Consider the following 24,742-nt stretch of genomic DNA (forward strand, 5'->3'; position numbering starts at 1 on the left):
TCGGTGCGTCGGCGGATTTCGCGGTTGAGGCGCTCATTGGGGTTGTTGGACCAGATCTGGGTCCATACCCCGGTGGGGAAGGACGCGAAGGCGAGGACGTCTGCCCTGGCTTGATCGAGGTGATCACACACAGCGGGGAGCTTGTCGTGCACGTAGTCCAAGAGTCGGTCGTATTGAGCGTTGACTGAGGCGGCGTCGGGTTGGTCGTACACCGAGTGCAGCATCGCTTTGACGGCGGGCCATAGCGCTTTGGGGGTGATGGACATGAGATTCGCGGCGTAGTGGGTGCGGCATCGTTGCCAGGTGGCTCCGGGTAGGTTCGCTGCGATGGCTTCGACCAGGCCCAGAGAGCCTGTCAATTTTTCTGTGTATGGGGGTTAGAGGTAGGGGGTGATTCGGTCGGGGTAGGCGGTGGTGAGTTGGGCGAGGGCTTGTTTCCAGTTGGTGGTGGTGCGTCCTTGGATGAGGCGTGTGGGGGCTGTTCGTTTGTTGGCGGGTTTGCCTGCGTCTGTGAGGCGCTGGGTGGCTCGTTTGTCTTCGATGTTGCAAATTCCCAGCCACAGGAGTTTGATGGCGGCTTCTTCGCTGGGGAAATGCCCGCGGTTCTTGGTGATTTTACGTAGCTGGTAGTTCAACGATTCGATAGCGTTGGTGGTGTACACGACGCGGCGCAGCATGGGCGGGAACGCCAGGAATGGCGTGAAGCGCTGCCAAGCACGCTGCCAGGTCGCAACCGTTTGGGGGTAGCGTGCTCCCAGGTCGCTGGCCGCAAACTCTTCCAGCGCCGCTCGGGCGGTTTCTTCGTTGGGCGCGCTGTACACGCTCTTGAGAGCGGCTGCGACGGCCTTGCGGTCCTTGTAGGACACGAAACGCATGGACGCGCGGATTAAGTGAACGACGCAGGTTTGAACCATGGACTGGGGCCAGGTCGCTTCGATGGCTTCGGGCAGGCCAGCAAGTCCGTCGCAGCACACGATCAGGACATCGCGCACGCCCCGGTTGGCCAGCTCGGCGCATACGTGGGCCCAAAAAGCCGCTCCTTCATCGGCTTGGACCCAGATGCCCAGCACATGCTTGACGCCCTCCATGTCCACTCCCACCGCCAAGTGAGCGGCCCGGTTCTCCACGGTGTGATCGCGTCGGATTTTGATGCGGATCGCGTCCAGGTAGATCACCGGGTAGAACGCTTCTAGGGGGCGGTGCTGCCACTCCAGCACGGCGTCGCACACCGCGTCAGTGATCGTGGAAATCGTCCCGGCACTGACCTCCACGCCGATGGTGGAAGCCAGGTGATGACGGATATCGCGCACTGTCATTCCCCCGGCATACAAGCTGATAATCATCGCATCCAAGCCATCAAGGCGCCGCTGTCCTTTGCGTACCAGGCGTGGGGTGAAAGAGCCTGCCCGATCCCGGGGAACCTCGATCTCAAAGGCTCCCACCTCCGACATCACGGTCTTCTTCGTCGTGCCGTTCCTCGTGTTCGAGCGCGCCTGCGTGCTGGCTTGGCCCTTCTCATACCCCAAGTGCTCAGAAAGCTCAGCGGCAAGCCCGCGCTCCAAAGCCTCCTTCAGCAACGCGGGCAACAACCCCTGGCTGCCCGTCATCTCGACCTCGCCAGCATCAAGACGCTCAAACAACGCATCCAACGCCCCCGAGCGACGCAGCTCCTCCACAGCCTCACGCCCACTAGCGCCAGACACAACAACATCATCATCATTCATCATGCATCAATCCTTTCAAACAAAAAGACGGATACACAGACAATTGAACACGCCCGGCCCAGATGGGCATCACTGGTGACCAGGCGCACGCCGGTCAGGCCTCGGGCGACCAGGTCGGCGAAGAACTCCTTCCAGGCTGGAGCGGTCTCGCTGGTGGACACGCGCACCCCCAGCACTTCGCGGTGTCCGTCATTGTTGACTCCGGTGGCAACCAGAACCGCGCACGAGACGACGCGTCCTCCTTCGCGTACTTTCATGGTCAGTGCGTCAGCGGCGACGAAGGTGAAAGGCCCGGCATCGTGGAGGGGCCGGTTGCGGAACTGGTCCACGTGTTCGTCGAGGTCTGTTGCCATCCGTGAGACCTGGGACTTGGACAGTCCTGTGATCCCCAGGGTTTTGACGAGCTTGTCCATACGGCGCGTGGATACTCCTGCCAGGTAGCAGTCAGCGACCACTGTGATCAACGCGGTTTCACAGCGTTTGCGCCGTTGCAGTAACCATTCTGGGAAGTAGGTGCCTGAGCGCAGCTTGGGGATCGCCACGTCGATGGTGCCGACCCTGGTGTCCAGGGGCCGGTAGCGATACCCGTTGCGCCTGGTGTGACGCTGCGGGTCTTGTTGGCCCCACTGGGCCCCGCACACGGTGTCAGCGTCCGCTGATAGCAACGCGTTAATGACGTGCTGGAGCAGGGAACGCATCAAATCTGGGGATGCCTGGGACAACGCCTCGCCAAGCAGGCCAGCAGGGTCGATAATATGAGGAGCGGTCATCGTTGTGCCTCCAAATCATTTCGAGTCAGAAGTAGAGAGCTTTCTCGAAGGATCACACGGTGACCGCACCCATCACAAGCAACGGGCCGATCACCACACGGTTACACCACTATGCGGGACGCTACTCTTTCAACCGCTTAGTTACCGCCTGTTTGAGGCTAAGCGGTATATCGAAAACGTTGGTATATCAGTCAAAACATGGTGTGTTGCCGCCTCTACCGCCTAATTTCTAAAAAGTGTACACGCGAGTGTTCATCTTCCTACATATGCGTGTGTATATATAAAAGTTTTCGGTTTTAGGCGGTGAAGGGTTGGGATTCGGTTGAGATACGAGGGAAAATGCTATACCGCTTTTGCATTTTCAGGCGGTAAACAGCCGGTATCAACGCCGATTAGGCGGTGAAAATCCTCCTCTGCAACCTCCCTCCCACGAGATCATGCACGAGCGAAGATAGTCATACGCCCCGAAGGGGCGTTGGATGATAGTCCTCGATGTTGGGTGATAGTCCCCCCTCCCCCCACCTCGACGACGGGCCTGAGTTTGGCTGAAAGGTAGGGAATAACATAGGGATTCGGTCTCGTCAGGGCAAAACAAAACCCGGTATCTCAGCGACTTTTCGTTGAGATACCGGGTTTTTCTGGTTGCGGGGACAGGATTTGAACCTGCGACCTCCGGGTTATGAGCCCGGCGAGCTACCGAACTGCTCCACCCCGCGGCGACTCATACAACTATACAGACCCCAAACCGGGCATGCAAGCCAAAAACGCGATTTGTAACCAAGCACACAAAAATAGGGGCTGTTGGGTAGAAAGCAGTTGGGTAGGAATAGGGGCTACGGGGCAGTGCCAGGGGTAGAACATACAGGAACGGGGTGGAAGTGAATCACTTCCACCCCGTTCCCGCAGAGACCGCTAGAGCTAGTCGGTAGGAGCCGTATCCAGTGCAGGCCCCGGATCTAGAGCGAGGACGCTAGACCCGTGAGCATCCGGTATGGGCTACTCCCCCGCTGTCTCTTAGGCTTAGCCTCTTAGTCTTAGCGAGAAGCCGAGGCGCTGGCGCTGGGCTTCGCGCTTGCGGGGGCGCTTGCAGAAGCCGCGGCACTGGGAGCTGCAGAGGCGCTCGGAGCCGCAGAGGCACTGGGCGCTGCCGAAGCCTTAGCGGAAGCCGCGCTCTGCGCCTCCTCAGCCTCCAGAGCCTTCTTCACGGCTGCTTCCAGACGCTTCTGAGCCTCACCGTAGGCAGCCCAGTCGCCCTTCTTCATTGCCGCATCAGCATCGGTCATCGCCTTCGAGGCATCCGTCAGAGCCTGCTTCAGCTCCGAAGACTGCGAAGCCGACGAACCGCCGGTCGAAGCGCCCGAAGAACCAGAAGTACCAGAGGAGCCAGAGGCAGAAGCCGAGGGGCTAGCCGCCGAACCGTCCAGCTTCGCACCCGAAGAGCCACCGAACACCTGGTTCAGCGCCTCCTCCAGAGTCGGAGCGAAACCGACCTTATCGCCGAAGCTCACCAGCACACGCTGCAGACGCGGGTACTTAGCGTCACCGCTCGACTGCACGTACACCGGCTGAACGTACAGCATGCCGCCGCCCACCGGCAGAGTCAGCATATTGCCGTTAATAACCTCAGACGAACCGCGGCGCAGCAGGTTCAGCTGGTTCGACACCTCAGCATCAGAGTTGAAAATATTCTGAGCCTGGCCGGGGCCGGGAACCACCGAAGAACGCGGCAACTCCAGCAGGCGTAGCTTGCCGTAATCAGCACTACGCTCGCCGTCCTTACCGGTACCGGCATCACCATTAGCGGCAAGGAAGCCGTACATCACGTTACGAGAGTTCGAATCGCTCTGCTGAGGAATGAACGTGGTCGTCAACGAGAAGTGCGCACGAGAATCCCCGGGCATCTGCAAGGACAGGTAGTAGGGCGAAATCGGCTGGTTACGATCATTGGTCGGGTCGTTCGGAATCGACCAGACATCGTCACCGGCGTAGAAGCTATTCGCGTTCGTCACGTGGTACTTATTCAGCATGGTGCGCTGAATATTGAACATGTCAGTCGGGTAACGCACGTGGCTCATCAGCGAAGCGTTCATCTCACGGTAGCTCTTCACCGTGCCAGGGAAAACACCCTGCCACGCCTTCAGCACCGGATCCTCCTCATCCCACGCGTACAGGGTCACCGAACCGTCGTACGCGTCCACGGTAGCCTTCACCGAGTTACGGATGTAGTTCACCGAGTTAGAACGCTGAGCGCCCGCAGCGGTTGCCGCATCCTGGGAGCTACCCTGCGCGTAAGGGAACTGGTCACTCGTGGTGTAAGCATCCACGATCCACTGCACGCGGTTATTCACAATCGCCGGGTACGGCTTAGAATCCACGCTCAGGTACGGCGCCACCTTACGCACACGATCCAGCGGGTTGCGTTCGTACAGAATCTGCGAACCCTCACGCACCGCATCCGACAGCAGAATGTCAGAGGACTGGAACTTAATCGCGTAGGACAGGCGAGCCAACAGCGAATCAACGCGAGGACCACCGTAACCGGTGAAAGTGTACTTCGCATCGGAGGCGTTGGTTTCCTCAGCAGAGAGCGGACGGTCCAGCTCCAGGGTGTCGCCCTTACCGCCCACAATCGAGTACTCCGGCGAGCTCATGCCAAAGTAAATACGCGGCTCATAATCCTCGCTCAGGGTACCGGTCGCCTTAATACCAGACTGCAAGAACTTCGGGTTACCCGCAGAATCCACCTGGTTACCGTACGCAGCAATCACACCGTAACCGTGGGTGTACACCACGTGGCGGTTATACCAAGAATCGCCGCTCGTCTGCGCCGGGTTCAGCTCACGAGCCGCCAACACCGTATCCTGCGTGGTGTTACCCACCGAATAGCGGTCCACCGACAGCTGCGAATCAAAACGGTAGTACGGGCGGAACTGCTGCATCTGAGCAAACGCCGAGGACACAACATTCGGATCCAACAGGCGGATATTCGCAATGGTCGCGCTCGAAGAGCTCAAAGCACCGGCACGGGTATCAATCGTCGCGTCATACGGAGTGGTCTCGATCTTGTCCAGACCGTACGCGTAACGGGTCGCATCAATATTGCGCTGAATGAACTTCGACTGAGCGCCCTGCTCATTCGGAACCACCTGGAAACGCTGAACAATCCACGGGTACAGGCCGCCAGCAACCACGGCAACAATCACCAGCATCGCGGTGCTAATCAGCGGCAGACGCCAACGATTCATCGAAGCAGCCACCATAAACATGATCGCCACCAGCAAAGCAGAAATCGCCAAAATAGCGTTCACCGGAATCGACGAGTTCACATCCGTGTACATCGCGCCAGCCCAACGGCCCACCTGCTGCTGAGTCGACGAATAGCGGTCCAACCAGAAGCTCACCGCACGAGTCAGCAAAAACACAGCCACCACAATCGCAGCGTGACGGCGGAATGCCGACGTGGTACTCACACCACCGGGCTGCACCTTAATACCGCCATAGAAGTAGTGCATGAACAGGCCCGCGAGCGCCGACAGCACCACAGCGGAGGTCACCAGAGTCACCACCATGCGGAAGAACGGCAGGGCAAACAGGAAGAAGCCGTAATCCAGACCGAACTCCGGGTCAGTCTTACCGAAGGACTGCTGATTGAAGAACAGCGCGACGGTGCTCCACTGAGTCATCGTCGCTGAAGCAATGAACAGACCCAACAGCAGCGGAACCACAATCAGCAGAACCTTACGCGCCTTATCCACGCTCTCGTGGTAGCGACGCATGCTCTCCTCAGCACGCTGCTGACCAAACACGTCACGCAGCATCTGCTCGGCAGCATCCGTGCCGCTCGTCGGCACGCTCTGATTCGGGTTCGGCGCCTCCTGCGGCTCCTTCTCGGACGCTGGCGCCACATCAGCATGACGGACCGCGTAGGACATCGAAGCCCACAGCGGCACAGCAATCACCACGGCAGCCACCACAAAAACGGCTACCTTCAACAAAATCTGGGTAGTGAACACGGTGCTATAACCCAGCTGATCAAACCACAGCCAGTCCGTGTACACCTGGGACGCACCCACAAAAGCAGCAATGAGCACCGCCACCACAGCAATCGTCACCCGCAGGGGGCTACGACGCTTAGGCGTTGACTTCTTCGGCTTGGGATGCGCGGTGTTATTGGTCGACTCAGACACAATTCCTCGCTCATCATACGTTCAGAGAAAATAACTGCCTTTAAGTATCTCAGAGGTAACGCAGAAGGGCAGAACCTCGTAGAAGCTCGGGGCGAAATATGACCGGGTTGAGAGGTTTTGAGGCGCGAAATGCTGAGGTGAGAGGTGCTGGCGAGGATTACGGAGACGCAGACGAGGACAGAGAATAGGGTGCAGAACAGCCCCGATACCGTAAAGTACCGGGGCTGACTTCTACGCTATACGGGCGAGAACCTTGCGGAGAGAAACGTTATGTTAGGAACCGCAGCGAGGCAGGGAATCATCCGGGGTGCCGGATTTAATCGCCTCCACCGTCTTCACCGCTTCATCCAGGGTCGACACCGGCACAACCACCATCGTGCCGCGCACCTGACCGGCGTGATAGTAGTTGAACAGGTCGGGATCCTGCGCCTGCATCTTCACAATCGAATCGCAGTTCTCCCTCGGCGCCAAGAAATAACGCGCACCGTAACGGCCCGTCGCAAGAATCTTGTACTTGATACCGCCAATTGCGCCGACCTTACCGTTCGCATCAATCGTGCCGGTACCCGAAATGTAGCTGCGGTACGGGTCGCCTCCGGCGTCCTCATCAGCGAGCAGAGTACCCTCGCTCAGCTTATCGACCGTGCCCAGCGCCAGCATCAGACCCGCGCTCGGGCCGCCCACACCGTCCAGGTTGTACTGCACGTGCGCCGGCAGATCATAGCTCTGCTTCAAACCCGCGCCCAGAATCCAGCGGCTATCGTCGCTGGAACGAACCGGGGTCAGCTTAAACGTCTGCTGCGTGCCGTCACGTTCCACGGTCACGTCAATCGGCGAACCGTTCGAGGCGTTCACAGCCTTCGGAACATCGGTGAGGGTCTCAATCTGCTTCTCCCCCACCTTGACGATGCGGTCGTCAGCCTTCAGAGCGCTCGCCGCCGGGGAACCCTCCACTGTGGAAAGCACCTGAACCTTCTCGGTCACCGCCATCTTCAGCTGGCGCATCGCCGCGACCTTCGCCTGAGTCTGCGAATCAGCCATCTGCGCGCCGGTCGCCGCTGTCGCCTGCTCATGGCTCACGTGCGGGTACAGGGCATCGGTAGGCACCACGAGGCTGCGGTTACCGTCAAACGCCAACCAGCCGTAGAACGCCTCCGCGCCGGACAGCTCCGTGTACGGGCCGCCCGAAACCGACACCGTGGTCATGTTCATCTTGCCGAACGTCTTATAGCTGGGCGCGCCAGAAACCTCAATGACGTCCTTCTCCTGGTACGTTCCGAGCACATCAAAGAGCGGGCCGGGGCCCTCCTTCACATAGGAACTGGGCAGAACAAAAGCACCAGCCAGCAGGGCGCACGTCGCCACAGCGCTCACCGAACGCAAGTTCACGCGGCGCGGCGCAAAACGCGAACGGCGCTTAGCCGCCTTCTCATTACTCTTCACGCTCGCGGAGGCGGCGTTCGACTGTTGCTCAGCATCAGGGGTGGACTTAGTCATGGTTTCTACAGTACCGGATAAACCTGCTTTTCAACACGCGGGCGGGCACTGTGACAACACGCAGGCGGGCACCGTCACCCCGCTAAAAATAGAGCAACCAGGAGGCGTTCATGCTCTGACCCGCACCGCGCTGTGTCAGCACCCGACGGTGACAGCGGCACGAAAAAGCTCCCAAAACCCGACCCCAAAGACAAGCTTGTGTGCCCTTAGCTGATTAACCCGCCTCCACAGCAATGGCACGAGAAATTCTCAGCAAAAATCGGTAGGCTGGACAGCGAGCGGGCCAGCTACGCCCACCCCCGGATTACGAAAGGCTTCTACATGTCTGAGAACCCCACCGGCGGCGCCTCCAACGAGCGCGACCCCCTCGAAGAATTCATTAAGAAGATGCAGGAGCAGGGCTTCGACCCCTCCGCAGGGGCAACCGGCCAGGGCGGCAAGGGCGCCTCCTCCAACGCACAGAACCCCTTCGGCGCGCTCTTCGGCGAAGGCGGCCAGAACCCCTTCGGCATCAGCATCGACCCCGAAGACCTGAAGAACATGGGCATGAGCTTTGACCCCGCCATGATGCAGAGCATGTTCGCGCAGGTGCAGGCGATGTTCTCCGGCGCGGGCGCATCCGACAGCCCCAGCGGCGTGAACTGGGATAACGTGAAGAACCAGACCCGCCAGATGCTCGCCTCCATGGGTGAAGACCCCTCCGTACCCGAAAACCTCAAGCGCGCCGTAGAAGACGCGGCGAACCTCGCCGACCTCTGGCTGGACGCAGTGACCACCATTGAGCGCCACAACTACCCGGTGCAGGCGTGGTCCAAGGCGGAATGGGTGGAGCATTCCTTCGACTCCTGGCGCGAAATGGTCGAGCCGGTCGCAGCCGAAGTCACCCAGTCCATGGTCATGCCCGGCGCACCCGAAGACGTGCCCGAAGAGATCTCGCAGATTCTCAACAGCGGCTTCTTGAACAACATTGGTTCCGTGATTTTTGGTGCACAGATGGCGCAGGCACTCGCGCAGCTCGCCGGTGAGGTCTACTCCTCCACCGACGTGGGCTTCCCCCTCGCGCCCGGTTCCTCCGCGCTGCTGCCCAACGGCTACCAGCAGCTCGCCGACAGCATCGAGGTGCCCCCGCAGGAGGTTCTGCTCTACCTTGCCGTGCGTGAATCCGCGCTGATCCGCCTGCACAAGGCAAACCCCTGGCTGCGCGAAGACCTGGTCCAGCTCGTGGCGCGCTACGCCCGCGGCATCCGCGTGGACATGAACCGCATGCAGGACGCCGCATCCCAGGTGGATATGAGCAACCCCGACGCCGTACAGGAAGCATTCGAAGGCGGCATGTTCAGCCCCCAGCGCACCGAAGACCAGGAACTGGCGGTACAGCGTCTGGAGGGTCTGCTCGCCCTCATCGAAGGCTGGGTATCCGTCGTAACCGAGGACGCGACCCGCAACCTGCCCAAGGCACCGCAGCTGACCGAAATCATGGCGCGCCGCCGCATCGACGGCGGCCCCAGCGAGCAGGTCTTCGAGAACCTGGTCGGCCTGGAACTGCGCCCGCGCCTGGTGCGTGAAGCACAGCAGTTCTGGCGCTGGTACGAAGAATCCCACGGCATTGAGGCACGCGACGGCCTCTGGGACACCCCGGAGACCCTGCCCACCCCCGCCGAGCTGGAAGACTTCACCGCATACGATGCGCGCATGAACGAAATCAGCCTGGACGACGTGGACTTCGACTCGGAGTTGCAGAAGCTGCTGGACGGCGGCTTTGGCGACGCGCCCGAAGAGAAGTAGAGCTGAGCGAAGTAAAGCTGAGCGGCGAAAGTAAATAGCTGATACCTCGAGCGGAGGTGGCTTGTGAATGTACAAGCCACCCCCGCTCGAGTGTTTCGTTTGGTTTTTGATTCTTTGATTTTCGGGAAGCGCTTTAGCCGGCTGGATTTTAGTCGGCGTTGTTTTCGCCGCGTTCACCCTCAGCACGTTCGCCCTCAGCCCGCGAGCGCCCCAGCGCGTACCCCTCCAGGTAGGCCTGCGCCCGCAGCAGCTGCGGGTAGCGCGCCTCCAGAGCACGGAACGCCGCCGAATGATTCGGCTGCAGCAGGTGGCAGAGCTCGTGGTGAATCACCGAATCCAGCACGTACTCGGGCACACCCTGCAGCTCCGATGAGATGCGAATCTGTGTGTTCGCGTAGGTTGCCGAGCCCCAGCGCTGACGTTGGTTGCTCACCCAGCGAATCGACAGCTTCTCGAGCCTGCCCGAGGCGACCAGCTCCGGCAGGTTCTTCTGCGCCAGGTGCAGGGCGCGGGAGCGCAGGTACTCGTCCGTAACCGTCAGCTGCGTGGCACGCTCACGGCGCGCGGCACGACGCTGGATGCGCGGCAGCAGGCGGGCAATATGCTCGTCAATCTCTTCGCTCGTGCTCGCGGCGGGAATGAGCAGGCGGTAGGCGGGGTCGCCGTGCTCGTCCACGCCGTTGCGCTGCATGCTGATGGTGCGGGTGCGGCGCGCCGAGCGGACCAGCTCAATCTGCGGGCGGTCCTTAGTGGCGGGCAGAATCTCACGCTTAAAACGCTGAGCCATAGTCTCCTCTTCCCTTCGATGAACGGCGGGGCTGTGCGGCACGGGGCTGAGTCGAGCGAGCCTGGCTATACGAGGAGCCGGCGCTCTCAGCCCTGCGGCGGCGCTTCGCCGGATCAATATCATCCAGGAAACGCGAACGCTTACGCTGACCGCGACCGCCCACGGTGCGGGTCATCGTCCAGGTTAGCCACAGGTACTTGCGGGCGCGCGTAATGCCCACGTACAGCAGGCGGCGCTCCTCATCCACCTCGTCCGGGGTGGTCGCAAAAGTGATGGGCATGAGGCCCTCGTTCAGGCCGCACAGGAACACGGCATCCCACTCCAGGCCCTTAGCCGCGTGCAGGGAGGCGAGGGTTACGCCGTTGACCTGCGGTGCGTCGTTGAATTCGCTGCGGTGGTTCAGGGTCGCCACTACCTCGTGCATGGTCAAAGGGAGCGGCTCGGGCACGCCCGGGCGCGGGTTCGCGCGGTGCTCCTGAAGCTGCTCTTGGCGGTGCTGCGCCATCATGTCCACCATGTGCACCAGGGCGGCGAGAGACTCCCACTTCTGGCGGGTGGCGCCTCCCGAAAGGGGGCCTTCCTCCTTATAGCCGAGGCCGCCGAGAACATCGCGGGTGTAGCGGGTGACGTCCTCGGTACCGTCCGTGGACTTCGCCGAACCGCGCAGGGCAAGCATCGCCTGCTTGACCTCGGGGCGCTCAAAGAAACGCTCCGCGCCGCGCAGCTGGTACGGAATGTGGGCGGCAGCCAGCGCAGACTCAATCGCCGCCGACTGCGCGTTCGTGCGGAACAGCACCGCAATCTCCGAAGGCGGCACGCCGTCCTTCTCAATCAGGTCGCGGATATCCTCAGCAATACCGGCCGCCTCCTGCTCATCGTCGGCATAGCCGAACCACTCCACATCCACGCCCGGGCCACGCTGAGACATCAGCTCCAGCGGCGGCGCCCACGAATGCGGGCTCGAATCCGGATGCGGACGACGCGCCGCCAACAGGCGGTTCGCCAACTCCACCACCTGCGAATGGGAACGGTAGTCGCGGGTCAGCTTCACCGTGTGCGCGCCACGGTACCGGCGCGCAAAATCCAGCAGGTAACGGCTGGTCGCACCGGTAAAAGAGTAAATCGTCTGGGAGGCGTCGCCCACCACGCAAATATCGTCGCGGCCGCCCAGCCACACATCCAACAGACGCTGCTGCAACGGGGACACGTCCTGGTACTCGTCCACCACAAAATGGCGGTACTGGTTGCGGACGGTCGCCGCGAGCTTCTCGTCCTCCTCCAGCATGGCGATGGTCAGCAGCAGCACGTCCTCAAAGTCAATGAGGTTACGCTCATCCTTCAAATCCTCATACGCCTGGAAAATACGCTGCATATTCTGCGGGGTAATCGCCGAAGGTAGCTGCTTCTCGCTCAGACGCTGCATGATGGTATCCGGGGTGAGTAGCTGAACCTTCGCCCACTCAATCAGCGACGCCAAATCACGCAGCAGGGAACGATCCGTGCTGATGCGCAGACGGTTCGCCGCCTCCGTAATGAGCGCTGCCTTATTCTGCACGATGGACGGGAACGTACCACCCACCACCTGCGGCCAGAAATACGCCAGCTGACGCAGCGCCGCCGAGTGGAAGGTACGCGCCTGCACACCGTGCGCACCCAACTGATGCAGGCGGGTACGCATCTCCTCCGCCGCACGCAGGGTGAAGGTCAGGGCGAGCACGCGCGGGCCCTGGTAGCGACCGATCGCAATACCGTAGGCGATGCGGTGCGTAATCGCGCGGGTCTTACCGGTACCCGCACCCGCCAGCACACGCATGGGGCCGTTCAGCTCGGTGGCGACCGCACGCTGATCCGGGTCAAGCCCGGCAAGAATATCGTCTGCGGAGATCATATGCTGAGGCTGCTGAGGTGTGGCGGTCATAATGCTCCATCAGTAAGGCGGGCGGTACGGGCAGGCGGCGTGCGCTCGCGCGGGCATACGGACATGTGTGTATGCGGGTGCGCGAGGCGGTGATAGCCGGTCTTCCATTGTATTCTCCCAGACTGTGTTCCCCAGACCCGCCGCGGCTTCTTAGCTGTTGCTTTCATTCAGGGCGTGAGGAACCCGCCTCTTTTGGAGTGGGTAAGTAGAAGCTCAACGGGCTGCGCAAGCGAGCACGTTTAGGCTTGTCCACGAGTATCTTCACCACTTGGCATAAAGATCCCAAAAACTACTAAACGGCACACATTGGTTTGGTAACCTTAACCCGTGACTTTATCTCCCCTTCAGCTAGCAGCCATTGTCTCCGCCGGAGTGCCCGGGATTTACCCCGTCGGCGCCGAACCGGTTCGCGAAGACAGCGACGACTTCGACTCGGCAATCATCGCCGACTCCGCCGGTCGCCGCTGGCGAGTGCGCGCCCCGCGCCGCCCCGACGCCAGCATGCGCCTTGAAGCTGAACACCTCATCCTGCAGTCGTTCAGCCCCGGCCTGCGCGCCCGACTGCCCTTCGCCGTACCCACCGTCGCCGGCACCGTACCCTACGCGGGCGGCAACGTATTCGTGTACACGCACATCCCCGGCACCATCTACGACGTGGACCAGCTCGCCGAGCTGAGCCGCCGCGAAGTTGCGGCGAACCGCCCTTCCTTGGCGTCCATCATCGCCAAGGACATCGCGACCCTGCACGTGATGCCCGAAGACATTATTTACGAAGCCGACCTGCCCTCCTACTCCTCGGAGCAGATTCGCCTGCGCAAGAACGCCGAGCTCGAGCGTGCCGCCGCAACCGGCAAGGTGCCCGCCGACCTGCTCGCGCACTGGCGTACCGTGCTCTCCCCCGGCCCCATGTGGCAGTTCCGCCCGCGCGTGGTCCACGGCGACATGGGTGCCGAGAACCTCGTACTGCACGTGACTCCTACGGAGGCGCGCATCGTGGAGGTCACCGGCTGGTCCGATGTGCACGTGGGCGACCCCGCGCAGGACTTCGCGTGGCTGTACTCCTGCCAGGACATCGACTTCACCGATGAGGCCATCGAGGTGTACCGCCAGCAGATGCCTCAGCTGCCCGACGCCTACCTGGCGCAGCGCGCGAACTTCTACGCAGAGTTCGCGATCGCCCAGTGGCTCACCCACACTGTGGAGGTCGGCGACCGCGACGGCGCAACCCACGCAGTGTCCATGCTCCTGGACATTCAGGACGACCTGCGTGCCTCCGGCGAACTGCTCGGACAGGAAGAGGTCGGCCCGCTGGTCGGTCCCGCCGAGTAGCTCATAAGGTAAGTAGCCGCCAGGTTGTTGCCAGCCAGGGTGTTACCTGCCGCATAGGTTTTCGGTTCAGCTAGGTTTTCAGCTCAGCCCCGCAGTACTGCGCTGCGGGGCTGAGCTGTATCTACTGGGCTGTATATCCGCTAGGTTGTAATCCGTTGCCTCGCGCCCGGTGAAACCAGCTCTCCTGACTGTCTGTCACTGGCTGTCTGTCAAACCGACGGGATGATGCCTATAAGGGCTAGTGGAGGGGCTTTAGTGGGCTTTTTACCAAAATTTCTTTAAGTGTTTCCCCTCACCTTTTGAGCACCAGTTTTGCATTTTTGTGCATGAATGACTCAGATTAAGGCTGAGACTTGAAGGTGTGCTAAAGGTATTATTCACAATATTTCCCAGGTGCTAATACGCCACAAACCCACATAAACCAACTTTTGATTTCAAGAGTCCACAGAGCATCAACTTCACCTTGAACTATGCTCAAAATAGTGCATTTTAGGGTAAAAACTTACCCTGTAGATTTTTTCAAAAACTCCTGGAATACTTTTGCTGTGCCGCGAGAAAACCAGCGGACACACTCCCCATAGCGCACTGACCAGCGCTGATATCGTGGCAGCGATAAATTGGGGAGACAGATTGGACGGGACCCTGACCGGTCATGTCAGACCCGAGCCGGATTCATGCACCGCGCAACCAATCACCGATGGCAGAAATCTATAGAGTTACTTTCGAGGTTGTGTTTGAGAGTAAAGACGCACGCAAACCCCACGGGGCGCCGGCGGCGCGAGTGAGGTCGCGAGAGCGGCAGTCGTTCGGCGCGATTCTTTCCCGGAGCGTGCGAGGGCACGAAGTACCTCTATAGTTCTTCAGCGGCTGAGGACGCCTCTTACCCTAATGCAGTGGGGTAACGAGGCGTCCTCTGCCGTTAACACGAAAAGTCCACACAGAAAAGCAGCTCACGAGACGTAATGCCTCCGTGAGCTGCTTTTCTATATGCGGTTAATAGCTCAAGCTAACGCGCGAGCGCATGTCTCCGCCGCCTAGCCTTGCCGCTTAGCCTTGTTGCTTAGCCCTTGCGCGCCTCACGAATCACCTTCGCCAGCTGCGCCTCCGTGGGCAGGCCGCCGCGGATCTGGTGGTCCCACACCTCCGCAACGCCCTTGCCGCCCAGGTACACGAACACGGTGCTGATACGCTCCGGGTCTACGCCAATAATGCGGGAGAACGCGATGCGGTACAGGCCCAGCTGGAAGCGTCGAGACTGCATGGTCGCCATCTTCGGGCGGGAGCCGCTCTTCCAATCCACCAGGACCCAGCGTTCGCCGTCTTCATCCTCGGTGCGGAACACCGCGTCGATACGGCCGCGCAGGCTTACGCCCTCGATGTGGGTTTCGACCGGGTATTCGACCGCCCAGATGCGGTCCTTCCACTCGTCGCTACCCCACTCGCTGGTGGCGAAGCGCTCCCAGAGGCGCTGAACGGAGGCGTCCAGTTCGCTCTCGGACTCCTCGAAGGCGTCCTCGAAGGTGAACTGGTCCTGTTCCTGCAGGTCAGCGGGATCTGCGGGCGCGGTGGAGGCGGCAACAGAACCAGGCAGGTCAACGCCCACCGTGTCCTCCGCGTCGGGTGCCTCCAGCGGGTCAGCGCTCGACGCCACCCCGAAGTGCTCCTCAATTAGCGCGTGCACCGCCGTACCAATCGTTGCCGCGCGCGAGGGACGCTGAGGCACCGGGCGCATCAGCTGATGCACCGTGCCCTGCGGGTCCTCGCTCAGGCGAATGAACGTGGATGCGGACAGGTGCCCCGGCAGCTGATTGCTCAGCACCGGGTCGGTCTGACCCATCATGAGCAGTAGCAGGTCGGCTTCGCGTTCCCAGTCCACCGCCTGCTGACGCAGGGATTCGGGAATAGCGGACTCGCCGTGTACAGCGGATGCAGCGGGTTCGACGGGTGCAAGGTGGCTTGCGCTCTCCCCCGCTGCATCCCCGCTCTGGTGCAGATTATCCTCCCCCGCGCCGACGGCAAGCTCCACCGCCAGGGCGGCACGCTCCACCGCCTCGCGACGGCTCGAGGAGTTGATCGCAATCTCACGTTCCAGCTGCTCATGCTGGCCGCGGCGAAGCACCGCCTCCGTGCCCCGGTTGAGGGCATCGTCAGAAGCCCAACGCCAAATCACGGGGCGCTCCAGCGGGTCAAAAGGCCACATGGCGGTCAGCACCGCACCCATGTTCGGGTTCCTGTCCTCGTAGTTCTTCTGGGCGAACTGGCCGCGCACCTCAATCGGTAGTGCCGCCGCTACCGTAGGCGAGAAACCGGGCTGAGGCGGTTGCGCCTCACGCCATTTCTCCCGCTCGGTGGCTTCGATAATCCATTCGGGCACCGGCAGGTTCAGGCGGGTACAGTTCTCCGCCACCGTGCGTGCTCGTACGGAAGGAGCCGCCAGCTGCCAATCCTGCGCGAGGGCGGGGGCCATGACCTCAACCAGCGCCCACGCGTAGCGTTGCACCTGCTCGGCGTAGGCTGCCCGAGCATTCGCGCGCGCCTCCGCCTGTACGGGAGTGAGCTCGTCAGCGTCTACGGGGTAGAGTTCCAGCTCTTCCAGCAGTGCCTCCTCATCGGGGGCAGGCGGCAGGTTCGAGGGATCCACGACCGTACCGTGCACCAGGGCCACCGGCTCGGTCAGGCGGTACTTCGACTCAGCCAGCTGCTCAGCCCAGCGACGCACATGGTTCAGGTGCACCTTCTTGCGCTTATCGGCGGGGTTCGGCATCGTGTACGACAGGCCCATGCCCACCAGCTGCGGTGCCGCCCAGGGGGTATCCATTGTCTCTTCGAAACGCACAGAGGGCGCATCCACCATGGGCGTATTCGGGCCGAAGAGCGATTTGAAAAGCATCTCCATCAGCTCCTCCCAGAAGGGCTGCACCGGCAGGGGGAGCATAGCGGCGCTCTTCCAGCGGTAGGCGCTCAACGCCAGCAGGTTACGGGCACGGGTCATCGCCACGTACATGAGGCGGCGGTCCTCCATGCCGGCATGCTCGGCGGCATCATCCTTGTGCTCGGCCAGGTAGTCTTCCAGGTCCTTCGCCTTCTCGAAAGCGGTAATCTCCTCCGGGGTCTCAAGGATCGACGGAAGGTACTCGCGGTCGCCACGCAGCGGCCAGGGCAGAGCCGCATTAGCCGACATCTGCCACAGGTTCGGGGTCTGCCCGCCGGTCGCACTACCGCACAGACCCGGCAGAAGCACATGATCCCACTCCAGGCCCTTCGCCGCGTGCATGGTCATCAGCTGCACCGCGTTCGGGTCAGGCTCCACAGCGCCCAGCGCCAGGCCCTTCTCCTCATCATCGGCACGTTCAAGCCACGCGAGGAAGCCCATCACGTAGCTCACGCCGCCCGAAGACAGCAGGAAGCGGCGCGCACCCGGGTCGCCCTCCTCCGCGCTCACGCCGTCAGAGCCGGCGTAAATCATCGCGTTAATACGCGGCGCCGACATGCCGTAGGCGGCGGCCACCTCGTGGAAAGCGTCCAGGTTCGCGCGTGAACCCAGCGGGTCGGTACCCGGGCGGACCGCCAGCTCAATATCGAGTAGCATGGTCCGCTCAATCTCGTACAGAAGCGTGCCCAAATCCTCACTCAAACCGGCACGCAGCACGCGCATTTGCTCAGCAAAAGCACGCAGACGCTCCAGCGCCGCCGGGGAGAAGCGGCGGCCACGGTACTGCTCACCGTAGAGAGGTTCGCCGTCCGCGCCGTCCTGCGGCAGGTTCTCCACTGCCTCAATCAGGGAGGCGTAGCCAGAGGAATCCTCCACCGCGCCCTTGAGGGTTTCGTCCAGACGCTCCTGGGCGGCGCGCAGGTGCTCTGCTTCCAAGCGGATATCTTCGGCGTTGCCGGTGTCTTCAGCCTCGGCGAGCATACGCAACGCCATCTGCTCACGCAGGGCACGCTCACGCTCACGCACCAGCGACTGAGCCCAATCACCCAGCGCCAACATATCCGCCGCACCCAAACGCCAACGCGCACCCGTCAGCAGGCGCGCCAGAGCATCCGAACGGTTCGGATCAGCCAGCACACGCAACGCCGACACCAAATCCACAACCTCCGGCTGGGAGAGCAAACCGCCCAACCCCACCTGCTGCACCGGAATACCCAGACGCTCGCACTCCACACGAATCGGGTCCAGCTGACCGTGCACACGTGCCAACACCGCAATCTCAGGCATCTTCAGACGCGGACGCACCGAACCATCACCGGAACGATGCGCCGCGTAGGCGCGCTCATACTCGCGCACCGCCTGCGCACGCATCGCCGCAATACGTTCGGCAATCGCCACAGCCTCCTCGCGGTCAGAGTCGTGGTAGGTCAAATCCACGCGCCCCACCATGCCCGCGGCAGCCTGCTCAAAAGCGGGTGAACCGGGCTCGCCCACCAGGGCGCAGCGCGGGCGCAGGTCAGGAACCTGAGCGGCGGTAATATCGCCGTCGGCAGCACGCACCCACTCGGGAACCTCCTTCAGCTTCTCCGCCACGTGGTTCGCCGCGTTCAGCACCGAAATGTCGTTACGCCACGCAATGGACAGGAACAGCGGCTGCACATGCTTAGTTGGGAAATGACGGTAGAAGCTGAACATCTGGCCGTCCGAAGCGCCGCGGAAACCGTAAATCGACTGCTTCGGGTCGCCCACAGCCATCACCGGATGCGCCGGAATACCCGCCGCCTCATCGGCACCGTAAATCGAGGAGAACAAGCTCATCTGCGCGTGCGAAGTGTCCTGGAACTCGTCCAGCAGAACCACCTTGAAGCGGGCACGCTCACCCTCGCGGATCGCCGGGTCAGCCTCCGCAATGCGGGCGGCAAAGCGCATCAGGTCACCAAAATCCAGCACCTGCATGCGCGCCTTCACGCGGGCGTAGCTCATCGCCATGCGCGCGTACACTCGGCGGTTACGCAGCAGACGCTGAACCTTCTGAATGTCCCTCTCAGTCTTCGTCTCACGGCGAGGCTCGGGCACCGCCGCGTACGCCGCCAACTGCTCGGTGCAGAAGTCAATAACCTGTTGCGGCTCCACCAGGTGCTCCGCGCACTCGTCAGAAAGTTGCAGCATCTGGTTAATCATGGTCGCCGCAGACACCGGCACGCCGTCCTTATCGAGGGGAAGCTCCCCCTCCCAGTACTGCACAATCTGCGCGGCAAGCTGCCACTTCTGCGCATCGCCCAGCATCTGCGCGTCCTGCTCCACGCCCAGGCGCAGACCGTACTCCTTGACGAGGTTATTCGCGTAAGAGTGGTAGGTGAGCACGGTCGGGTCAGCCACGCCCTCGCGCAGCTCCTCATCGCTCGGGGCGACGCGGCGGCTACGGCGCAGCGTGTTCAGGCCCGCACGCATACGGCTGCGCAACTCGGTTGCCGCCTTGCGGGTAAAGGTCACGCCAAGCACCTCTTCAGGGCGCACAAAACCGTTATCAACCAGCCAAATCACGCGGTCAACCATGGTCGCGGTCTTACCCGAACCAGCGCCCGCAATGACGAGGGTCGGGGCGGGGCCCGCCTCAATCATGCGGACCTGCTCGGGGGTCGGCTTCTTACCGTCGGCGCCGTTGAGCATCTCGGCAATGTCGAGGGCGCTACGGTAGTCGGCAGGCTTCAGCGCGGGGTCATTCGCGGCGGATTCAGCAGAGAAGAGCACGCCGTTGGGCAGCTGCCAGCTATTGTGCTCGCACCACTGGGCGGGGGTGAGCATGCCGGTGCCAGAACCGGGGTGAGCGCCGGGGGTAGTAGCGCCCTGCATATCAGCGCCGTATGCGCCAGAGTCAGTCATGATTCCTCTTCCTCATGGATCATTCTCATGGGAGGTTCGGGGTGAGTGATATCGAAAGTAAACGTAGGGTACGCGGCTACTAGGGCTGCGTCACCTGGCGGCCGCGCGTACAAATCGGGCAGATCTCCGGCAGACGGCACCCATAGCCGCCCTCACGGTGACGAGCCTGCACCTGCGAGCCAGCAATCAGCTCCGCGGCGTGCTGCACCAGCTCAGCCGCCCACGAATCGTGCTCCGTCAGAGCGGGCTGAACCTGCAGGCGAGTCTTGCTCTCATCGTTCACGCCCGAGGCGCCCAACTGCACCAGCGCCGCGCCTGCGGAATGACCCGTATAGCCGGTGTACTCCAGCTCCTGGGGGCGGGCATCCGGTAGCGGTTCGCCCGCCTCCAGGGCGGCGGCTTCGGCGCGGTAACGCTCCTCCAGCTGCTCGCCCGCGCCAGCCTCCACCGCGATCTGGTAGGCGGCAAGCTGCGGATGCGTCTCCATCTCCGAGCCGGTCGGCTTAGACTTACCGGTTTTCAAGTCAACAATGGCGTAGCGGCGGGTGCCGTCCTCCGCCGGGGCGGTACCCTCGAGGCGGTCCACACGACCGGTGAGCAGCGCATCCAGCTCGCCAACCTCACCGGCGGGGTCGAAGGGCACGGGCACACGCACCGCGAAGGAGCCTTCAACACCGAGGTTCTGCCAGCCGGCGTCACCCATGTGCTGACGGTAGTAGTAGCTCAGGCGCAGAATCATACGCTTGGCGCGCTCGTAGAGGGCGTAGGATTCCCAGGGCACGCGCTCGCGGTACTCTTCGTCGGTTTCGTCCTCCTTGCGGGCGGGCACGCCGAGGGAGCTAATGCGCTCGTCGAGGGCGGTTTGGAGCTCTTCGAGGGTGCCGGTCGGGTACTCCTCGGCGATGGCGTGCACGAGCGTTCCGAGCGAGCGGGACAGGTCGGTCTGGGCTTCCGCGCGGGCGGCGGAAACCAGCCAGTCCAGCGGGGAGCTGTGAATGGTTTCCAGGCGCGAGGGCGAAAGCGTAATCGTGCGGCGGCCGGGGTTTTCTGCTGGGTTTTCGGCAGGCTCTTCACCGTGGTTTTCGTCCAGCTCAGCGTGGCCTGCCGGGCGGTGCGCAAAGAGCAGCTCCGTGCTAGAAAGCGGCAGTAGCCCCCACCAGTCGTCGGGTGCGGCGCCGGGTGCCTGCGCATTCGCCAGGCGCGCCAGAGTGCGGGATGCGGCATCGAGTCGGTACGTGGAAGCCTCCGGGGTGAGAGCCTCTTCCTCCGGCATGCTTCCAGCCGGCGCGCCGTCCTGTGCGTCTTCGGCACGCATCGCGTTCAGCGACTCCTCAACGAGGGTGCGGCGAAGCTCCGCCACGAGGGAACGCAGGGTGGCGGGGCGGCGCACGCGGGTGATGGGCACCTCCGTGGAGTCGCCGACCGCGTCGGTGGGTAGCACGAAGTCGAAGAACTCGCCGGGTGCCTGATTGTCGTTGCGTACGGCGGTGAGCACGAGGCGGGCGCTGGCTCGGGTGGCGGCGACGGCGAACATGCGCAGCTCGTCGTGGCGGGTGTCACGCACGCGTTCGGGGTAGCTGCGGATGCGGGCGGGCGGCACAGGCTGCTCGCTCTCCCCCGCATGTTGTTCTGCCTGCTGGGCGCGCTGGCGGAGGCGTGCATCGCACAGGTCCGTAAGGTCGCCGGTGCTCAGCAGGGAGCCTCGCACGGTGGTGTTGGGCCAGGTGCCTTCCTGCAGGCCGCATACATATACGGTGCGCCAGGACTGACCGGCGGCGAGTGCGGGGGTGAGAATCTCGACCGCGTCTTGGCGTACGCCGCGGGCGGCGAGGGTGTCCATGGGCAGGTCCTGCGCGTCGATGAAGTCGAGGAACTGCTCGGCACCGGCGCCGCGCATCTGCTCGTCGAAGCGGTCGGCGGCTTCGAAGAGACCGATCATGGCGTCGAGGTTGCGGTGGGCGGCATCGGCGTCGGGGCCTGCACCGCGCGACTGGGCGACCCAGGTCTTTTCGAGGCCGCTGGCTTCCCAGAGTGCCCAGAGCACTTCGGTGCTGGTGGATTCGGGGCGCGCGAGTGCTTTACGTCCGGCGGAGAGCACGGCTGCGATGCGGTGCACGGCCCGTCCTACGCCCTCTTCGGGGAGGGTTTCGGGGTGCAGCAGGGCGCCGAGGAGCAGGTCGTCGCTGGGGCGGTGGCCGCCGCTTTGCAGTTCGATGGATCGTAGCTGCTGGCGGAGTCGTCGCACGTCCATGCTGGATGCGCCGCCGAGCCGAGAGGTGAGCAGGGTGATGGCGCTCTGCGCGCCGCCGAGGGGGTTGGCGCGGCTTTCTTCGGCGATGACGTCGTCGAGGCTTCGGCGCATGAGCTCTTCAGCTTCGGTTGCGCTGAGGGCCTCGTAGCCGCCGCGCTCCCCCGCCTCCGCACCTTCTGCCGCGGGCATGTGCACGGCGGGGTTGAGCGCCTTCTCGCCGCGCTTGCGGGCGTAGACGAGCAGGCTGAGCGCGTCCAGGAAGGGGCGTACGGCTGGCTCGTCGCGCACCGGCACGAGCGCCGCGGAGGTACGCGACGGAATACCGTTCGAGGAGAGCACGCGGCGGATGCGCGCCACGTCCGCGCTACTACGCACGATGATGGCGGATTCGCGGTAGGGGTGGTTGCCGTAGATGCGTTCTTCGAGCAGCATTTGGGCGATGAGGTTCGCCTCGTCCTGCGAGCTGGCGAGCGCATACTTATACACGCCGGCGGGTGCGGTGCGGTAGTGTGCGGGGTCGAGGATTTTGCCGTCAGCGCCCAGGTGCAGCAGCGGTTCGTCGGCGGCACCCCAGGTGAGGGCTTCGTCGGCGGGGGTGGTGTTGATACGTCCGAAGGTTGCGGGCGCACCGTTCTTGACCCCCTCCTGCGCGCCCCCATCCTGTTCGGGGGTGAGCGGCACGAACCGGGTGTAGCGCGGCAGGCGGCGGCGAATATCCGCCACGAGCGGCATCATGAGTGCGGGCAGGCGGTATGAGGTGGTGAGCGTGCGGGTGCGTATGCTCGGGAAGCTCGCCTGCAGGGTGGTGACGAGGTCGGGGCGGGCGCCTCGGAAGCCCTGGACGACGGCTTCGTCGCTGTAGGTCATGACAACCCGAGGGCCTTCAGCGAAGAGGTCGGGGTAGGTTTCGGTCAGGTGCGCGGCGTCTGCGGGGGCGACTTCTGCGGCGATGAGGCGCAGCAGCCGGTAGATGGAGGGGCTAAGTTCCTGCACGTCGTCGATGAGGATCAGGTCGTAGCGGCGGCGTTCTTCGGCGAGGAATTCGGGGGCGCGCAGCAGCAGCCGGCAGGCGTCGTTGATGAGTACTGCCGGGTCGTAGGCGTTTTTGGCGCGGAGGGCTCGCACGGCACGGTATTCGGTGTGCAGTTGGGCGAGGGCGTGCCAGGCGGGCTGGTTGTGTTCGGTGGCGAGGGCGTGTACGTCTTCGGCGGTGAGGTCGTATTCTGCCATGCGGTCGAAGAAGTCGCGGATTTCGTGGCGGAATCCGCGGGTTGCGAGGGCGTCGCGGAGTACGTCGGGCCAGGCGGGTCCGGGGGCGATGCCTTCGGCGTGGTTGGCGAGTAGTTCGCCGATGATGACGTCTTGTTCGGGGCCGGAGAGGAGTTTGAGGTTGCCTTCTACGCCGCTGAGCAGCCCGCGGGTTTGGGCTCGTTTGAGCAGGTCGAAGGCGTAGGCTGCCCAGGCGCGGGTGGGCGCTACGGAGAGGCTGCGGTCGCTGGATGCGGCGATGGTGTCTCGCATGCGGGTCGCGGCGGTGCGGGTGGGTGCGAGGATGAGCAGGCGGGCGGGGTCGTTCCCGTCGGCGAGGTAGCGCAGGGCGCGCTCTGTGAGGTGGTGGGTTTTACCGGTTCCGGGGATGCCGGTGAGAAGTTGGGTTGTCATGGTTTCAGTCTATCGGCTGTAGCGCGGTTGTACCTTGTCGACGGTCATTCGGGCTCGTCAGCTACTTATGTGCCGCCTCGGTGACTTAATATGCCGCCTCGCCAAGGGCTTATCCACAGCCGGGTGACGACCAGGCGCGCGCCTCCTTCTCCGCTGGGTTAGTCTTATAGCATGACCTGGATGAACGGCCTGCGCGCCACTTTTGACCTTGAAACCACCGGTGTGGACGTCACCACCGCCCGCATCGTGACTGCTTCCCTGATCCTGCTGGACCCTCAGGGTAATGTGGTGCGCCGTGGCGAGTGGCTTGCCGACCCCGGCGTTGAGATCCCTGCCGGTGCCGCCGCCGTGCACGGTATTACGACTGAGTACGCGCGTGAGCACGGCCGTCCCGCCCGCGAGGTCGTGTGGGAGCTAGCCGGCGCGATTGGTGCGCTGAACCTTGACGGTGTGCCGATTATTGCGTTCAATGCCGCCTACGATTTCTCGGTGCTGCACCACGAGATGCTGCGCCACAATATTGCCAATGGTGAGCTGCCGCCGGGTGTGGTGCTCGACCCGTACGTTCTGCATAAGCACGTGATTCCGCGTAAGCGCGGCAAGCGCACCCTGGAGGTTCTTGCCGCCGAGTACGGTGTCTCCCTGGAGAACGCCCACACCTCCGCTGATGATGCCCTGGCGGCGGAGCGTCTGCTGGTGAAGCTGACCGAGCAGTTCCCCGAGGTCCTCAACGTGGATGCGCGCCAGCTGCACGAGCAGCAGATTCAGTGGGCGGCGGAGCAGGCGGCGAGCTTCCAGGCGTGGTTGCGTACGCAGCCGGGTAAGGAATCTGAGGTTATTGACGGCCGCTGGCCTGTGCGCCGATAAAACTGCGCCGCTAAAAACCTAGGCAGCATCCCCAAACACTTCTCCTTTGCTGACGGGCTGACACTATCCCCGTTTGGGCTTCTCCCCTATGCTAGATAAGGAACCACACCTACACGAATAGCACGTGAATAGCACGACCCGGAAGGCCTC

10 protein-coding genes, 1 tRNA gene and 2 pseudogenes are annotated in these 24,742 nt (G+C 62.8%); 3 read left to right on the forward strand and 10 right to left on the reverse strand.

Going from position 1 to position 24,742, the window contains the following annotated elements; all coding sequences use genetic code 11:
• From HMPREF2710_RS03215 to HMPREF2710_RS03240, 6 genes and pseudogenes are all read right to left on the reverse strand, one after another.
• Positions 1-344, reverse strand: a pseudogene (locus HMPREF2710_RS03215) (transposase); the annotation flags it as partial.
• Positions 345-377: 33 nt separating this feature from the next.
• The gene (locus tag HMPREF2710_RS03220; RefSeq protein ID WP_049341892.1) at positions 378-1,727 is read right to left on the reverse strand and encodes an IS256 family transposase; all 1,350 of its coding nucleotides are present in this window, start codon (positions 1,725-1,727) and stop codon (positions 378-380) included.
• Positions 1,728-1,780: 53 nt separating this feature from the next.
• Positions 1,781-2,494: pseudogene (locus tag HMPREF2710_RS03225) on the reverse strand (IS256 family transposase); the annotation flags it as partial.
• A 639-nt stretch (positions 2,495-3,133) separates the two neighbouring features.
• Positions 3,134-3,210: transfer RNA gene (locus HMPREF2710_RS03230), tRNA-Met, on the reverse strand.
• Between the two features lie 318 nt (positions 3,211-3,528).
• Complete coding sequence (locus HMPREF2710_RS03235; protein WP_070599472.1) at positions 3,529-6,681, reverse strand: UPF0182 family membrane protein; 3,153 nt, start codon at positions 6,679-6,681, stop codon at positions 3,529-3,531.
• A gap of 273 nt (positions 6,682-6,954) precedes the next feature.
• The gene (locus tag HMPREF2710_RS03240; RefSeq protein WP_049362516.1) at positions 6,955-8,178 is read right to left on the reverse strand and encodes a YlbL family protein; all 1,224 of its coding nucleotides are present in this window, start codon (positions 8,176-8,178) and stop codon (positions 6,955-6,957) included.
• 321 nt (positions 8,179-8,499) lie between these two features.
• Between HMPREF2710_RS03240 and HMPREF2710_RS03245 the strand changes: the two genes are divergently transcribed.
• Positions 8,500-9,963 (forward strand): zinc-dependent metalloprotease, encoded by a 1,464-nt coding sequence (locus HMPREF2710_RS03245; RefSeq protein WP_049362518.1) that lies wholly within the window; start codon positions 8,500-8,502, stop codon positions 9,961-9,963.
• A gap of 148 nt (positions 9,964-10,111) precedes the next feature.
• Here HMPREF2710_RS03245 and HMPREF2710_RS03250 read toward each other — a convergent pair whose 3' ends face one another.
• Entirely contained in the window at positions 10,112-10,750 is a 639-nt protein-coding gene (locus HMPREF2710_RS03250) for a M48 metallopeptidase family protein (protein ID WP_049362521.1), read from the reverse strand.
• Entirely contained in the window at positions 10,734-12,668 is a 1,935-nt protein-coding gene (locus HMPREF2710_RS03255) for an ATP-dependent helicase (RefSeq protein WP_070599474.1), read from the reverse strand. The genes HMPREF2710_RS03250 and HMPREF2710_RS03255 overlap by 17 nt, the downstream gene beginning before the upstream one ends.
• 327 nt (positions 12,669-12,995) lie before the next feature.
• On the opposite strand from HMPREF2710_RS03255, the gene HMPREF2710_RS03260 reads away from it, so the two are divergent.
• Positions 12,996-13,997 carry a phosphotransferase gene (locus HMPREF2710_RS03260; RefSeq protein WP_070599476.1) on the forward strand — a complete coding sequence of 334 codons (1,002 nt, stop codon included), beginning with the start codon at positions 12,996-12,998 and terminating at the stop codon, positions 13,995-13,997.
• 1,060 nt (positions 13,998-15,057) lie between these two features.
• On the opposite strand, the gene HMPREF2710_RS03265 is transcribed toward HMPREF2710_RS03260, so the two are convergent.
• Entirely contained in the window at positions 15,058-19,812 is a 4,755-nt protein-coding gene (locus HMPREF2710_RS03265; protein WP_070599478.1) for an ATP-dependent DNA helicase, read from the reverse strand.
• Between the two features lie 79 nt (positions 19,813-19,891).
• Positions 19,892-23,725, reverse strand: a complete 3,834-nt coding sequence (locus HMPREF2710_RS03270) for a UrvD/REP family ATP-dependent DNA helicase (protein WP_070599480.1) — start codon at positions 23,723-23,725, stop codon at positions 19,892-19,894.
• A gap of 171 nt (positions 23,726-23,896) precedes the next feature.
• On the opposite strand from HMPREF2710_RS03270, the gene HMPREF2710_RS03275 reads away from it, so the two are divergent.
• Positions 23,897-24,592 (forward strand): 3'-5' exonuclease, encoded by a 696-nt coding sequence (locus HMPREF2710_RS03275; RefSeq protein WP_012903182.1) that lies wholly within the window; start codon positions 23,897-23,899, stop codon positions 24,590-24,592.
• Positions 24,593-24,742 lie beyond the last annotated feature (150 nt).

This window comes from Rothia sp. HMSC069D01, from assembly GCF_001810135.1.
Lineage (GTDB): Bacteria > Actinomycetota > Actinomycetes > Actinomycetales > Micrococcaceae > Rothia.

Excerpts from the sequence above, each read along its gene's own strand:
- HMPREF2710_RS03240 (WP_049362516.1), bottom strand. The coding sequence starts at position 8,178 with ATGACTAAGTCCACCCCTGATGCTGAGCAACAGTCGAACGCCGCCTCC.
- HMPREF2710_RS03255 (WP_070599474.1), bottom strand. The coding sequence starts at position 12,668 with ATGACCGCCACACCTCAGCAGCCTCAGCATATGATCTCCGCAGACGAT.
- HMPREF2710_RS03245 (WP_049362518.1), top strand. The coding sequence starts at position 8,500 with ATGTCTGAGAACCCCACCGGCGGCGCCTCCAACGAGCGCGACCCCCTC.
- HMPREF2710_RS03275 (WP_012903182.1), top strand. The coding sequence starts at position 23,897 with ATGACCTGGATGAACGGCCTGCGCGCCACTTTTGACCTTGAAACCACC.
- HMPREF2710_RS03250 (WP_049362521.1), bottom strand. The coding sequence starts at position 10,750 with ATGGCTCAGCGTTTTAAGCGTGAGATTCTGCCCGCCACTAAGGACCGC.
- HMPREF2710_RS03270 (WP_070599480.1), bottom strand. The coding sequence starts at position 23,725 with ATGACAACCCAACTTCTCACCGGCATCCCCGGAACCGGTAAAACCCAC.
- HMPREF2710_RS03220 (WP_049341892.1), bottom strand. The coding sequence starts at position 1,727 with ATGATGAATGATGATGATGTTGTTGTGTCTGGCGCTAGTGGGCGTGAG.
- HMPREF2710_RS03265 (WP_070599478.1), bottom strand. The coding sequence starts at position 19,812 with ATGACTGACTCTGGCGCATACGGCGCTGATATGCAGGGCGCTACTACC.